The 13628-nt window shown below is 57.3% G+C and carries 13 protein-coding genes; 8 read left to right on the top strand and 5 right to left on the bottom strand.

Going from position 1 to position 13628, the window contains the following annotated elements:
* Nucleotides 1-88 precede the first annotated feature (88 nt).
* Both zntA and ACQG1Y_RS22105 read right to left on the bottom strand, forming a co-directional pair.
* The gene (gene zntA, locus ACQG1Y_RS22110; RefSeq protein WP_368740842.1) at nucleotides 89-2260 is read right to left on the bottom strand and encodes a Zn(II)/Cd(II)/Pb(II) translocating P-type ATPase ZntA; all 2172 of its coding nucleotides are present in this window, start codon (nucleotides 2258-2260) and stop codon (nucleotides 89-91) included.
* Nucleotides 2261-2336: 76 nt separating this feature from the next.
* On the bottom strand, nucleotides 2337-2963 hold the full coding sequence (locus tag ACQG1Y_RS22105; protein WP_003861515.1) for a lysoplasmalogenase: 627 nt from the start codon (nucleotides 2961-2963) through the stop codon (nucleotides 2337-2339).
* Nucleotides 2964-3092: 129 nt separating this feature from the next.
* Between ACQG1Y_RS22105 and ACQG1Y_RS22100 the strand changes: the two genes are divergently transcribed.
* Nucleotides 3093-3452, top strand: coding sequence for a DUF2500 domain-containing protein (locus ACQG1Y_RS22100; protein WP_017384123.1), 360 nt, complete (start codon nucleotides 3093-3095; stop codon nucleotides 3450-3452).
* Nucleotides 3453-3535: 83 nt separating this feature from the next.
* Here the strand turns inward: ACQG1Y_RS22100 and ACQG1Y_RS22095 are convergent, their stop codons facing one another.
* Complete coding sequence (locus ACQG1Y_RS22095; RefSeq protein WP_033488075.1) at nucleotides 3536-3817, bottom strand: DUF1145 family protein; 282 nt, start codon at nucleotides 3815-3817, stop codon at nucleotides 3536-3538.
* The gene (gene rsmD, locus ACQG1Y_RS22090) at nucleotides 3801-4403 is read right to left on the bottom strand and encodes a 16S rRNA (guanine(966)-N(2))-methyltransferase (RefSeq protein ID WP_015571477.1); all 603 of its coding nucleotides are present in this window, start codon (nucleotides 4401-4403) and stop codon (nucleotides 3801-3803) included. The genes ACQG1Y_RS22095 and rsmD overlap by 17 nt, the downstream gene beginning before the upstream one ends.
* A gap of 127 nt (nucleotides 4404-4530) precedes the next feature.
* On the opposite strand from rsmD, the gene ftsY reads away from it, so the two are divergent.
* The 6 genes from ftsY (at nucleotide 4531) to livJ (ending at nucleotide 11515) form a co-directional block, all read left to right on the top strand.
* Complete coding sequence (gene ftsY, locus ACQG1Y_RS22085; protein ID WP_015571476.1) at nucleotides 4531-5991, top strand: signal recognition particle-docking protein FtsY; 1461 nt, start codon at nucleotides 4531-4533, stop codon at nucleotides 5989-5991.
* A gap of 2 nt (nucleotides 5992-5993) precedes the next feature.
* On the top strand, nucleotides 5994-6659 hold the full coding sequence (gene ftsE / locus ACQG1Y_RS22080) for a cell division ATP-binding protein FtsE (protein ID WP_006812284.1): 666 nt from the start codon (nucleotides 5994-5996) through the stop codon (nucleotides 6657-6659).
* Entirely contained in the window at nucleotides 6652-7707 is a 1056-nt protein-coding gene (gene ftsX / locus ACQG1Y_RS22075) for a permease-like cell division protein FtsX (RefSeq protein WP_063158282.1), read from the top strand. Before ftsE ends, ftsX begins: the two co-directional genes overlap by 8 nt.
* Before the next feature lie 250 nt (nucleotides 7708-7957).
* Entirely contained in the window at nucleotides 7958-8815 is an 858-nt protein-coding gene (gene rpoH, locus ACQG1Y_RS22070) for an RNA polymerase sigma factor RpoH (protein ID WP_000159624.1), read from the top strand.
* 136 nt (nucleotides 8816-8951) lie between these two features.
* A complete protein-coding gene (locus ACQG1Y_RS22065; RefSeq protein WP_017384127.1) occupies nucleotides 8952-10217 on the top strand; it encodes a 4-aminobutyrate--2-oxoglutarate transaminase in 1266 nt (421 codons plus the stop codon).
* A 197-nt stretch (nucleotides 10218-10414) separates the two neighbouring features.
* On the top strand, nucleotides 10415-11515 hold the full coding sequence (livJ, locus tag ACQG1Y_RS22060) for a branched chain amino acid ABC transporter substrate-binding protein LivJ (protein ID WP_015571474.1): 1101 nt from the start codon (nucleotides 10415-10417) through the stop codon (nucleotides 11513-11515).
* Nucleotides 11516-11677: 162 nt separating this feature from the next.
* On the opposite strand, the gene panM is transcribed toward livJ, so the two are convergent.
* Nucleotides 11678-12061 carry an aspartate 1-decarboxylase autocleavage activator PanM gene (panM, locus tag ACQG1Y_RS22055; protein ID WP_015571473.1) on the bottom strand — a complete coding sequence of 128 codons (384 nt, stop codon included), beginning with the start codon at nucleotides 12059-12061 and terminating at the stop codon, nucleotides 11678-11680.
* A gap of 424 nt (nucleotides 12062-12485) precedes the next feature.
* On the opposite strand from panM, the gene livK reads away from it, so the two are divergent.
* Entirely contained in the window at nucleotides 12486-13595 is a 1110-nt protein-coding gene (gene livK, locus ACQG1Y_RS22050) for a high-affinity branched-chain amino acid ABC transporter substrate-binding protein LivK (RefSeq protein ID WP_063660130.1), read from the top strand.
* Nucleotides 13596-13628: the final 33 nt, after the last annotated feature.

Here is a 13628-nt window from a genome sequence, read left to right as displayed (position 1 = left end):
GCCGGGTGGCGGCTACGCCTTACCCGGCCTACGGTTACGGTTCGGAGATGTTGTAGGCCCGGTAAGGCGTAGCCGCCACCGGGCATTTTTACCGACGGCGCAACAGCCGCAACGCGTTCGCCGTCACCAGCACCGTCGCCCCCGTATCCGCCAGTACCGCCAGCCACAGTCCGGTCATGCCGAGCAGCGTGGTGACCAGGAAAATCCCCTTCAGACCCAGCGCAATGCCGATGTTCTGCCGAATATTGGCCCGCGTCGCCCGCGCAAGATCTATCATCTGCGCCAGCCCGGTCAGGCGGTTGTGCGTCAGCGCCGCGTCGGCGGTCTCCAGCGCCACGTCGGTGCCGCTGCCCATCGCAATGCCGATGGTGGAAGCCTTCATTGCCGGGGCATCGTTTATCCCGTCCCCGACCATCGCCAGCGGGGCATGACCGTTCAGCTCGGTTACCGCGCTGACTTTATCCACAGGCAACAATCCGGCCTTAAACTCCAGCCCCAGCTCGCCGGCAATCGCCGCCGCCGCGCGCGGGTTATCACCGGTCAGGATCACGCCCTGTACCCCCAGCTTGTGCAGCGCGTCGACGGCGTCTTTCGCATCGTCACGCAGGGTGTCGCGCAGCGCCAGCATGCCCATCGGTACACCGCCCTGCATCACGGCAACGACCGTCTGCCCGGCCTGCTCTAATGCCTCAACCTGTGGATTCGGGAACGCGCCTGCCGCGGCGATCAGCACTTTTTTGCCTTCGACCACAGCCTCAATCCCTGACCCGACCAGCGCTCGCTGGGCGGTTGCCGGAGGGATGGTCAGCCCGCGCCCCTTCGCTTCACGCACAATCGCCTGCGCCAGAGGGTGGGTGGAGCCCTGCTCCACGGCAGCGGCCAGCGTCAGCAGGGCGTCTTCACTGATGTCCTGCGGATACACGCCGGTCACCTGCGGCTTGCCGACGGTCAGCGTGCCGGTTTTATCGAAGGCGATGTGCTGAACCTGGCTCAGCTGTTCCAGCGCCGCGCCGCCCTTAATCAGCGCCCCGCGACGTGCCGCCGCCGCCAGCCCTGAGGTAATCGCCGCCGGGGTGGAGATCACCAGCGCACACGGACAGCCGATCAGCAGCAGCGTCAGCCCTTTGTAAATCCAGCCCTCCCACGGCGCGCCGAAGAACAGCGGCGGGACGACGGTGACCAGCAGCGCCACCAGCATGATGGCGGGGGTGTAAATCCGGCTGAAGCGATCGATAAAGCGTTCTACTGGCGCGCGGCGCTCCTCGGCTTCTTCTATCAGCCTGAGGATGCGGTCGATGGCGCTGTCGCCCGGTTCGGAAAGGACCGTCAGCAGCACCAGTCGGTCGACGCTGGTGGCGCCCGCAGGCACCTTTTCACCTGCCGCGCGCGCTACCGGGATGGATTCCCCGGTCAGGGCGCTTTCGTCAAAGCTCGCGGTGGCGGTAATGAGGGCCCCATCGGCTGGCAGACGTCCGCCTGCGGGCACTTCAATCACGTCGCCCGGGCGCAGGGTATTGATGGCGACCGTTTCACGCTGACCACGAATAACCCGCGTGGCGGTTTCCGGCTTCAGCGCCATCAGCGCGCTCACCCCTTTACGCGCCCGGCTCGCCGCCCAGCCCTCAAGGCGTTCGCCAATTAAGAACAGCAGCAGCACCATCGCCGCTTCGGCCGTCGCGCCAATAAACAGCGCCCCGATAGCCGCCACGCTCATCAGCGTTTCGATGGCAAACCAGCTGCCGCTTCTCATCAGACGCAGCGCCTGACGCGCAATAGGGAACAGGCCAACCAGCGTGGTGGCGATAAACGCCAGGTTGCCGAACGGGTGGTTGATTTGCTCCAGCCCCCAGCTCAGGGCCATCATGATGATGAGGGTAATGAGCGGCAGATTTTCTTTTAGCGGGGACGTTTTTTCTGCGAGCGCCGTTTCGCTGCGCAGGGTATAACCCGCTTTGCTGACGGCGGCTTCAACCTGTCTGCTGACGTCGTTTTCGGCGCTGACCAGCAGCTTTTCGGTAGCGAACAGCACCTGAACGTGTTTCACACCCGGCACCTGCTTCACCGCATTTTCCACTTTGCGGGCGCAGGCCGCGCAGTCCATGCCGTTGACCACCCAGCTGTAGTGATTGCCGTTTTCAGGCAGCGCTTCGGTCCGGGTTTCGCACGCGCCCTCGCAGCAGCAGTCCTCTTTTGGCGGAACCGGGCTGAGCTTAAGTGCCGAGAATTGGGGAACTTTTTTAGGTATTTCTGGAGTCGACATGGCAGTCTCCGGTAATGATAATTTTCTCATTAACCGCAGCATACACTCTGGAGTCGACTCCAGAGTCAAGCGTTATTTAGATATACAGCGAACGCACAATCAGGAAGTGTCCGGCAAAGTAACAGGCGGCGGAAATCGCATTATCCGCACGGAAGCGGCGACGATAGTGGCTGCCCAGCCAGACGATATTACCCAACAGCAACAGTGCGGCACCGAAGAACGCAGACATTGCCGGAGCGGTCGGACGGAAGAACCACAGCTCGCCCGCCAGCCACACCATCACCAGCGTCATGGCGATAAACGTACAGACCGGGAGACGCATCTCTTCCAGACGCGACCAGATCACCGCGATCAGCAGGGCGCCAATCACCAGCAGCACCAGCGGCAGCGGCCAGAAGAAGGAGAGCGTCATCTGGCTGGCAAAGTAGATGGTATAGAGCAGATGCGACAGGAAGAACGCCCCCACGGCGTACAGCAGGCGCTGGCGCGGCAGCAGGGTTAAGGCATCGCCAATCAGGGAAGCACACAGCCCCGCGAGGACAAGATAGCTAACGGCGTTAAACATCGGGGCCTGCCAGGCAAGCAACAGCAGGAGTAATAGCGTGACGGGTTTAAACAACCAGCGCTGCCAGGCTGGGCCACGGTAAGACGCATCGACGTAAAGCCATGCGGAAAAACAGACAGCGATAAATGACCAAAGCATATTAACTCCCTGTAACTGTTGAGGCTGAATGATCAGTTCCTGATCCAGTGTAGTGACGCGAGCGGGCGTTTGGCAATGCCGGGGCATGCGAGGTATCCTGAATTCCGCATAATCTGATGGGATTTTTCAATGAGCAAGATGCCGCTGTTTTTCATTATCGTGGTGGCGATTATCGTCATTGCCGCCTCGTTTCGCTTCGTGCAGCAGCGCCGTGAGAAGGCCGACAATGACGCCGCGCCGCTGATGCAAAAGCGCGTGGTGGTGACGAACAAGCGTGAGAAGCCGCTTAACGACCGCCGCTCCCGCCAGCAGCAGGTGACGCCAGCGGGCACAACGATGCGCTATGAAGCGAGCTTTAAGCCGGAAACCGGCGGGCTGGAGATGACCTTCCGCCTGGAGGCGCAGCAGTACCACCAGCTGACGGTGGGGGAGAAAGGCACGCTGAGTTACAAAGGGTCGCGGTTTGAAGGATTTGAACCGGAGCTGTAGTTTTCCCCTCACCCCGGCCCTCTCCCAAGGGGAGAGGGTGTAATCGTCCCCTCTCCCCTTGGGAGAGGGTTAGGGTGAGGGGCCTACTTCTTCACCAGCGCCTTAAACTTCTTCATCCACACCAGCAGCTCAAACACGCCGAAAATAAACACCCGCAGCTGCTGCCAGCCGGTCATCGGTGGGCCATCTTTCGGCAGACCGTTTTTCAGCATCACCATCTGCAAGGCATGCATGAACGCGGTAAAAATCAGCGCCACGTTAATAAAGATATTCAGCGGACGCGGGAACGGGTGCACCAGATTCAAAATCAAAAATGCCCAGACGCCCAGCATCAGCACGCGCCCTACGTTAATCAGTACTGGCATCGGATCCTCCTTGTGCCTGACGGTGATACAGACGATAAGCCACCTGGCCGGCGACCTTCTCGCGGTGCAGATCCCAGTGAACGGGAACGGGCGGCAGGCCATTTTCCACTTCGCTTTCAACGTAAATCAGCGCGTCGTCTGCCAGCCAGCCATTTTTTTCCAGCAACGATAATGTCTCTTCCAGCAGCCCTTTACGGAACGGCGGGTCAACAAACACCACGTTGAACGGCGTCCCCTGTTGGGCGAGGAAGCTCAGCGTGTTGGTATTCACCACTTTCGCGTTGGTTGCCTTCAGCGTAGCCAGATTTTGCTGCAATGTCTGTGCGACGCCGCGCTCCATCTCCAGCAGCGTGGCGCTGGCGGCATAACGCGACAGCGCTTCCAGCCCCAATGCACCGCTTCCGGCGAAGCAGTCCAGGCAGTTGGCGTCTACCATAGACGGGGCGAGCCAGTTAAACAGCGTCTCGCGAACGCGGTCCGTGGTGGGGCGTAAACCGGGGCTGTCCGGCACCGGTAATTTCCGGCCTCGCCACTGACCGCCGATAATGCGAATTTGACCGGCCGGGGCGCGGGTGGGTTTCTTCATCTCAGGAAAGCTCTGTTAACCATTGCCCTGCGATTGCGGGCGGTGATGTCAATTAAGTAAAGTGTTAGACTATTTCATCATTTTTTTAGCTTCCCTGTATATAGCGCCGCGAGGAGTGTAGTCGCAGATGGCAAAACAAAAAAAACGTGGCTTCTTTTCCTGGTTGGGTTTCGGTGAAAAAGAGCAAGAAACAGAACAGAAAACCGAAGAACAGCAGGTTGTAGAAGAGCCGTCACAGCCTGAAACGCCTGTCGAAACCGCTGCGGTTGTCGAAGCGGAAGAGCCAGCCCACAGCAAAGAAGAGATTGAATCCTTTGCCGAAGAGGTGGTTGAGGTTACTGAACAGGTTCAGGAGAGCGAAAAACCAGAGCCGGTTATCGTTGAAACCCTTAACGAAGCGCCGCAGGCCACTATCGAACACGAAGAGCTGCCGCTGCCGGAAGAGGTGAAAGCTGAAGAGGTTTCTGCCGAAGAGTGGCAGGCCGAAGCGGAAACCGTTGAAATTGTTGAGGCGGTGGAAGAAGAAGCGGCCCTTGAGCCAGAGCTGACCGACGAAGAGCTGGAAGCCCAGGCGCTGGCGGCGGAAGCGGCTGAAGAAGCGGTCATCGTCGTGCCGGTGGAAGCGCAGGCCGAAGAAGAGATCGTTCAGGAGCAAGAAAAACCGACTAAAGAAGGTTTCTTCGCGCGCCTGAAGCGCAGCCTGCTCAAAACCAAAGAAAATTTAGGTTCCGGATTTATCAGTCTGTTCCGCGGCAAAAAGATCGACGACGATCTGTTTGAGGAGCTGGAAGAGCAGCTGCTGATTGCGGACGTGGGCGTGGAAACCACCCGGAAGATCATCGCCAACCTGACCGAAGGGGCGAGCCGCAAACAGCTGCGTGACGCCGAGGCGCTGTACGGCCTGCTGAAAGACGAGATGGGTGAAATTCTCGCAAAAGTTGACGAACCGCTTAATATTGAAGGCAAAATGCCGTTTGTTATCCTGATGGTTGGCGTCAACGGCGTGGGCAAAACCACCACCATCGGCAAGCTGGCGCGCCAGTTTGAGCAGCAGGGCAAATCGGTGATGCTGGCGGCGGGCGATACCTTCCGTGCGGCAGCGGTGGAACAGCTTCAGGTGTGGGGCCAGCGCAACAATATTCCGGTTATTGCTCAGCACACCGGCGCGGATTCCGCGTCCGTGATTTTCGATGCCATCCAGGCGGCGAAGTCGCGTAACGTGGACGTGCTGATTGCGGATACCGCAGGGCGTTTGCAGAACAAATCGCACCTGATGGAAGAGCTGAAGAAAATCGTTCGCGTCATGAAGAAGCTGGACGAAGATGCACCGCATGAAATTATGCTGACTATCGACGCCAGCACCGGACAGAACGCCATCAGCCAGGCGAAACTGTTCCATGAAGCGGTAGGACTGACCGGGATCGCGCTGACCAAGCTGGACGGGACCGCGAAAGGCGGGGTGATCTTCTCCGTGGCCGACCAGTTCGGCATTCCTATCCGTTACATCGGTGTGGGCGAGCGTATTGAGGATTTACGTCCGTTTAAAGCGGACGACTTTATTGAGGCACTATTTGCCCGAGAGGACTAACAATGATTCGCTTTGAACACGTCAGCAAGGCCTATCTCGGCGGGAGACAAGCGCTACAGGGGGTGACATTCCACCTCCAGCCAGGCGAGATGGCATTCCTGACCGGCCATTCCGGCGCGGGGAAAAGTACCCTGCTCAAGCTGATCTGTGGGATCGAGCGGCCAAGCGCCGGGAAAATCTGGTTCAGCGGCCATGAAATTAGCCGTCTTAAGAACCGTGAAGTGCCGTTCCTGCGTCGTCAGATTGGCATGATTTTCCAGGATCACCACCTGCTGATGGATCGCACGGTTTTCGATAACGTCGCGATCCCGCTGATTATTGCTGGCGCCAGTTACGATGATATCCGCCGTCGCGTTTCGGCGGCGCTGGATAAGGTCGGGCTGCTGGACAAAGCGAAGAACTTCCCGATCCAGCTCTCCGGCGGTGAGCAGCAGCGCGTGGGTATCGCCCGCGCGGTAGTGAACAAGCCTGCCGTTTTGCTGGCGGATGAACCGACCGGTAACCTGGACGATGCCCTCTCTGAAGGGATCCTGCGTCTGTTTGAGGAATTTAACCGCGTGGGGGTCACGGTACTGATGGCGACGCACGACATGGGGCTGATCTCCCGCCGTTCGTACCGCATGCTGACCCTGAGCGACGGGCATTTGCACGGAGGCCACGGTGAATAAGCGTGATGCAATGAACCAGATTCGGCAGTTCAGCAACCGGTTTGACCGTTTCCGCAAGCCTCAGGGCGGCGGGGACGGCAATCGCAATGCGCCTAAGCGTGCCAAAGCGGCACCGAAACCGAACTCCCGCAAAACCAACGTCTTTAACGAGCAGGTGCGGTACGCCTTCCAGGGCGCGTTGCAGGATCTGAAAAGCAAACCGCTGGCGACGTTCCTGACGGTGATGGTGATTGCCATCTCCCTGACGCTGCCCAGCGTCTGCTACATGGTTTACAAAAACGTAAACCAGGCGGCGTCCCAGTACTATCCGTCGCCGCAGATCACCGTTTATCTGGATAAAGCCCTCGACGATAACGCGGCGGCTCAGGTGGTGGGGCAGATTCAGGCCGAGCAGGGCGTGGAGAAGGTGAACTATCTTTCCCGCGATGAAGCGCTGGGTGAGTTCCGCAACTGGTCCGGATTCGGCGGCGCGCTGGATATGCTTGAAGAGAACCCGCTGCCCGCGGTGGCGGTGGTGATCCCGAAACTCGATTTCCAGGGCACGGATTCGCTCAACACCCTGCGCGACCGCATTACCCGCATTAACGGGATTGATGAAGTGCGCATGGACGACAGCTGGTTTGCCCGTCTTGCCGCCCTGACCGGGCTGGTAGGACGCGTGTCGGCGATGATCGGCGTGCTGATGGTGGCGGCGGTGTTCCTCGTCATCGGTAATAGCGTGCGCCTGAGCATCTTCGCCCGTCGCGATACCATCAACGTGCAGAAACTGATTGGCGCAACGGATGGTTTCATCCTCCGCCCGTTCCTTTACGGCGGCGCGTTATTAGGTTTTTCTGGTGCATTTCTTTCATTGATATTGTCAGAAATTTTGGTGATGCGGCTGTCGTCTGCCGTGACTGAAGTGGCGCAGGTTTTCGGAACTAAGTTTGATATCAGTGGCTTAGGGTTAGATGAGTGCCTGCTGTTGCTGCTGGTGTGCTCCATGATCGGCTGGGTGGCGGCATGGCTGGCAACGGTTCAACATTTACGCCACTTTACTCCCGACTAATAAAAGCGTGATATAATCTTTCCCTGCACCGAGATGTTCGCTTGCAGGGAAAGCGTCCCTGTTGTCTCTTCCCCTGTAATCATCTTCATGTCACATTTTGTGCGTAATTTATTCACTGTTGCACCTGGAACTTGTGGATAAAATCACTGTCTGATAAAAGAGTGAATGCTAATCTCGTTGCTCAAACGCTTTGGCATGGTTGTTGCCTGACGGGGACAACCTGGACCAGAAGAAACATTGAGAGGAATGAATGACCAAAGAAATGCAAACTTTAGCTTTAGCCCCTGTTGGTAACCTGGAATCTTACATCCGGGCTGCGAACACCTGGCCGATGTTAACGGCTGAGGAAGAAAAGGAGCTTGCTGAAAAGCTGCATTACCAGGGCGATCTGGAAGCAGCTAAAACGCTGATCCTGTCTCACCTGCGCTTTGTTGTTCACGTTGCTCGTAATTATGCGGGCTACGGCCTGCCGCAGGCGGACCTGATTCAGGAAGGTAACATTGGCCTGATGAAGGCGGTACGTCGCTTTAACCCGGAAGTGGGTGTGCGACTCGTCTCCTTCGCCGTGCACTGGATCAAAGCGGAAATTCACGAATACGTCCTGCGTAACTGGCGTATTGTGAAAGTCGCCACGACGAAAGCGCAGCGCAAACTGTTCTTCAACCTGCGTAAAACCAAGCAGCGTCTGGGCTGGTTCAATCAGGATGAAGTGGAAATGGTGGCGCGCGAGCTGGGCGTTTCCAGCAAAGACGTCCGCGAGATGGAATCCCGTATGGCCGCGCAGGACATGACGTTTGATATGTCTGCCGACGATGACGCGTCCGACAGCCAGCCGATGGCCCCGGTTCTGTATCTACAGGACAAAACCTCTAACTTTGCTGACGGCATTGAAGAGGATAACTGGGAAGACCAGGCGGCGAACAAGCTGACCTTCGCGATGGAAGGCCTCGACGAGCGTAGCCAGGATATTATTCGTGCCCGCTGGCTGGACGAAGATAACAAGTCCACGTTGCAGGAACTGGCCGACCGCTACGGCGTCTCCGCTGAACGTGTGCGTCAGCTTGAGAAAAACGCCATGAAAAAACTTCGCGCCGCTATCGAAGCGTAATTTCCGCGAAGTACACCGAGAACCCTCGAATGCAAATTCGGGGGTTTTGTTTTTTTAGCGCCCGCTCTGGCGAATTTCTTCCCCCTGGCAAACACTTACTGATGCGCTAAGCAGGCGACTTTCAGAGGGTGACAGGGTGAAAAATAACGAACTGAACGACCGGCGTTTACAGGCGACGCCGCGCGGTATCGGCGTCATGTGTAACTTCTATGCCGATAAAGCCGAAAACGCCACGGTGTGGGACGTGGAAGGTAACGAGTATATTGATTTTGCCGCCGGGATCGCCGTGCTGAATACCGGGCATCGCCATCCTAAAGTTATCGCCGCCATCGAAAAACAGCTTCACGCCTTTACCCATACCGCTTATCAAATCGTCCCCTATGAAGGTTATGTGGCGCTTGCCGAGCGCATCAACCAGCGCGTACCCATAGAGGGGCCAGCCAAAACCGCCTTCTTCTCAACGGGGGCGGAAGCGGTCGAAAACGCGGTGAAAATCGCCCGCGCGTACACCAGACGTCCCGGCCTTATCACCTTCGGCGGCGCGTTCCACGGCCGTACCTTTATGACCATGGCGATGACCGGCAAAGTGGCGCCCTATAAGCTCGGCTTCGGCCCGTTCCCCGGCTCGGTGTACCACGCGCAATTCCCCAACAGCCTGCACGGGGTTAGTACCGCCGAAGCGCTAAAAAGCCTGGAGCGCATCTTCAAAGCCGATATCGCGCCCGATCAGGTGGCGGCAATCATTATTGAACCGGTTCAGGGCGAGGGCGGGTTCAACGTCGCGCCCGCTGATTTTATGCAGGCGCTGCGTGCCCTGTGCGATACCCACGGGATTTTACTGATTGCCGACGAAGTGCAAACCGGCTTCGCCCGTACCGGCAAGCTGTTCTCCATGGAAAACCACTGCGTGAAGCCCGATCTGATCACCATGGCGAAAAGCCTGGCGGGCGGGATGCCGCTCTCTGCCGTCTCTGGCCGGGCGGAGGTGATGGATGCGCCCGCCCCGGGCGGGCTGGGCGGAACCTACGCGGGTAACCCGCTGGCGATTGCGGCGGCCCATGCGGTGCTGGATGTGATTGACGAGGACGATCTCTGCACCCGCGCGGCGCATCTCGGGCATCATCTGGTCGAGGTGCTGAATAAAGCGAAGGATGGCTGTCCGTATATCGCCGATATCCGTGGGCAGGGCTCGATGGTGGCGGTAGAATTTACCGATCCGCAAACCGGACAGCCGTCGCCCGAATTTACCCGTCAGGTTCAGGAGCGCGCGTTGAACGAAGGGCTGCTGCTTTTGAGCTGCGGCGTTTACGGCAACGTTATTCGCTTCCTCTACCCGCTCACCATCCCCGAAGCGCAGTTCCGTAAAGCGCTGGATATTATTTCCGCCTCGCTGACACGATAAAGCCAAAAGCCCGGCTGAAATGACGGTCGGGCTTATCATATTTTCATTTCAAATTAGCTATTCCAAAAACATAAAAATGGGGTATGTTTTAGCAGAGTATGCTGAAAAAGCGCGAACAGCACGCCTATAATTGAAATAAAGCGCTACACAACAACATCACAACAATCGTTATAACCATAATAATGGGGAATCTCAGGATGAACATGAAGGGTAAAGCGTTACTGGCAGGATGTATCGCGTTGGCATTCAGCACTATGGCGCAGGCCGATATTAAAGTGGCCGTGGTGGGCGCGATGTCCGGTCCGGTAGCACAGTACGGCGACCAGGAATTTACCGGCGCGGAACAGGCGGTTGCAGACATTAATGCTAAGGGCGGCATCAAGGGCGAAAAGCTGCAAATCGTAAAATATGACGATGCCTGTGACCCGAAACAGGCGGTCGCGGTGGCGAACAAAGTGGTAAACGACGGGATCAAATACGTTATTGGTCACCTGTGCTCCTCTTCCACCCAGCCCGCGTCTGACATCTACGAAGACGAAGGCATTCTGATGATCACGCCGGCCGCGACGGCGCCAGAGCTGACCGCGCGCGGCTATAAGCTGATCCTGCGTACCACCGGTCTGGACTCCGATCAGGGGCCAACCGCCGCGAAATATATCGTGGAAAAAGTGAAGCCGCAGCGCATCGCGATTGTTCATGACAAACAGCAGTACGGCGAAGGCCTGGCCCGTGCGGTGCAGGATAACCTGAAAAAAGCGAACGCCAACGTGGTGTTCTTTGACGGTATCACCGCCGGTGAGAAAGACTTCTCGACCCTGGTCGCGCGTCTGAAGAAAGAAAATATCGATTTCGTTTACTACGGCGGCTACCACCCGGAAATGGGGCAGATCCTGCGCCAGGCGCGTGCGGCGGGTCTGAAGACGCAGTTCATGGGGCCAGAAGGTGTCGCGAACGTTTCCCTGTCTAATATCGCGGGTGAATCCGCTGAAGGGCTGCTGGTGACCAAACCGAAGAACTACGACCAGGTGCCTGCGAACAAACCTGTTGTCGATGCCATCAAGGCGAAGAAACAGGATCCAAGTGGTGCGTTCGTCTGGACCACCTACGCAGCGTTGCAGTCTCTGCAAGCGGGCCTGAACCAGTCAGCCGATCCGGCGGAGATTGCCACCTGGCTGAAAGCGAACTCGGTGGAAACCGTGATGGGGCCGCTGTCCTGGGATGAGAAGGGCGATTTGAAGGGCTTCGAGTTCGGCGTGTTTGACTGGCATGCCAACGGCACGGCGACTGACGCAAAATAAACGTAAAAAGGCAACGCAAGTTGCCTTTTTTAATGTTTTCTCCCTCTCCCCGTGGGAGAGGGCCGGGGTGAGGGCATCAGCCCGCTCAGCCCTCTTTTGCCCGGTGGCGCTTCGCTTGCCGGGCCTACAATGAGCACCTCGCAGCCGCCACCCGGCTTTCTTTTAGCGCTTCTCCCACCCGTTCGCCTGCGCCGTAAACCCTAACGCCTGCATAAACGCCGCCATCACGCCGCGATCCTCTACGCCCACGTCGGCCATCCACCAGGAGGTTACGCTCGGGTTTTCGCGGATCACCTCTTCAATCAAATACTGCCCGACCCCGCGACGACGGGTCACGTCGCGCACGCGCAGGGAGTCCAGCGCCCCTTCCGTGCCGCTCAGCGTTACGCGGACGGCGGCCAGCAGACGTTCATTAAAACGCGCGGCATAGATGCGGTGGTTTTCATCGACGGCCAGCGATGAAGGGGAATATTCCGGCCAGATCTTGCCCAGGTCGATACGATCCTGGTCGCTAAAGGTCACCAGACGCACGATAGTCAGTTTCATTAGCTGCTTGTCCAAATCAAAAAGAGTAGGGCCAGTGTACTCAATTTATTTGCTCAGGCGCTTTCTCTTTTTCTTCCCATTTACCAGGTGATTAGTTTTTTGGCAGCGCGATGGGCAGTTTGAAAACACATGGATCGAAAAATAAGCAGAATTTTAACCTGAAGGGCAGTGATTTATTCGGCGCTTTGTACCGTTATTTTATGCTGCAAACCGCGCTTTTATTTGTTTATCTCCGCCTGATTTCAGAATATTATCTTTGCTTAATCGCCTGAAAAATAGAGATTTTAGTCTGGTTTTTGACAAAAAACTGCGCTAAACCATTAAGGGCACTGGTAAAAATAGCGTTGTTCATTAAAAGTACAGAATGCTTTTTAACCATAATAAAACAAAATATAAACATGACATCACGAATGGGGATTCAGAGATGAAAAGGAACGCGAAGACGTTAATCGCGGGGATGGTCGCACTGTCGATCTCGCATGCCGCTATGGCAGACGACATTAAAGTTGCGGTAGTGGGGGCGATGTCCGGCCCTGTTGCCCAGTGGGGTGACATGGAGTTCAACGGCGCGCGTCAGGCCATCAAAGATATCAACGCCAAAGGCGGCATCAAAGGTGACAAGCTGGTAGGCGTGGAGTATGACGACGCCTGCGATCCTAAACAGGCCGTCGCGGTCGCCAACAAAATCGTTAACGACGGTATCCAGTACGTCATCGGGCACCTGTGTTCTTCCTCCACGCAGCCTGCGTCTGATATCTACGAAGACGAAGGCATTCTGATGATCACCCCGGGTGCCACCAACCCGGAACTGACCCAGCGCGGCTACCAGCACATCATGCGTACCGCCGGTCTGGACTCCTCTCAGGGGCCAACCGCCGCCAAATACATCCTCGAAACCGTTAAGCCGCAGCGTATCGCCATCATTCATGATAAGCAGCAGTACGGCGAAGGCCTGGCGCGTTCCGTGCAGGATGGCCTGAAAAAAGGCGGCGCAAACATCGTCTTCTTCGACGGCATTACCGCTGGTGAGAAAGACTTCTCCGCGCTGATCGCCCGCCTGCAAAAAGAGAATATCGACTTCGTTTACTACGGCGGCTACTACCCGGAAATGGGGCAGATGCTGCGCCAGGCGCGCGCCACCGGCCTGAAAACCCAGTTTATGGGGCCAGAGGGCGTCGGTAATGCCTCCCTGTCCAACATCGCGGGCGATTCTGCCGAAGGCATGCTGGTGACGATGCCAAAACGCTATGACCAGGATCCGGCGAATAAGGCTATCGTGGATGCGCTCAAGACGCAGAAGAAAGATCCGAGCGGTCCGTACGTCTGGATCACCTACGCGGCCGTGCAGTCTCTGGCCACCGCGCTGGACCGTACCGGCAGTAAAGAGCCGCTGGACCTGGTGAAAGATTTAAAAGCACACGGGGCGAACACCGTGATTGGGCCGCTGAACTGGGATGAGAAAGGCGATCTGAAGGGATTTGAGTTTGGTGTCTTTAAGTGGCACGCCGACGGGTCTTCCTCGGTCGCCAAATAATCATCCCACCGCCCGGCTCACCGGGCGGGTATA

The organism is Enterobacter cloacae complex sp. 397G4 (genome assembly GCF_050031515.1).
Classification (GTDB): domain Bacteria; phylum Pseudomonadota; class Gammaproteobacteria; order Enterobacterales; family Enterobacteriaceae; genus Enterobacter; species Enterobacter hormaechei_C.
Note: the sequence above shows the minus strand (reverse complement) of the source record. Positions and strands in the feature narration are given on the sequence as shown.

Excerpts from the sequence above, each read along its gene's own strand:
- zntA (WP_368740842.1), bottom strand. The coding sequence starts at position 2,260 with ATGTCGACTCCAGAAATACCTAAAAAAGTTCCCCAATTCTCGGCACTT.
- ACQG1Y_RS22105 (WP_003861515.1), bottom strand. The coding sequence starts at position 2,963 with ATGCTTTGGTCATTTATCGCTGTCTGTTTTTCCGCATGGCTTTACGTC.
- ACQG1Y_RS22100 (WP_017384123.1), top strand. The coding sequence starts at position 3,093 with ATGAGCAAGATGCCGCTGTTTTTCATTATCGTGGTGGCGATTATCGTC.
- ACQG1Y_RS22095 (WP_033488075.1), bottom strand. The coding sequence starts at position 3,817 with ATGCCAGTACTGATTAACGTAGGGCGCGTGCTGATGCTGGGCGTCTGG.
- rsmD (WP_015571477.1), bottom strand. The coding sequence starts at position 4,403 with ATGAAGAAACCCACCCGCGCCCCGGCCGGTCAAATTCGCATTATCGGC.
- ftsY (WP_015571476.1), top strand. The coding sequence starts at position 4,531 with ATGGCAAAACAAAAAAAACGTGGCTTCTTTTCCTGGTTGGGTTTCGGT.
- ftsE (WP_006812284.1), top strand. The coding sequence starts at position 5,994 with ATGATTCGCTTTGAACACGTCAGCAAGGCCTATCTCGGCGGGAGACAA.
- rpoH (WP_000159624.1), top strand. The coding sequence starts at position 7,958 with ATGACCAAAGAAATGCAAACTTTAGCTTTAGCCCCTGTTGGTAACCTG.
- livJ (WP_015571474.1), top strand. The coding sequence starts at position 10,415 with ATGAACATGAAGGGTAAAGCGTTACTGGCAGGATGTATCGCGTTGGCA.
- panM (WP_015571473.1), bottom strand. The coding sequence starts at position 12,061 with ATGAAACTGACTATCGTGCGTCTGGTGACCTTTAGCGACCAGGATCGT.
- livK (WP_063660130.1), top strand. The coding sequence starts at position 12,486 with ATGAAAAGGAACGCGAAGACGTTAATCGCGGGGATGGTCGCACTGTCG.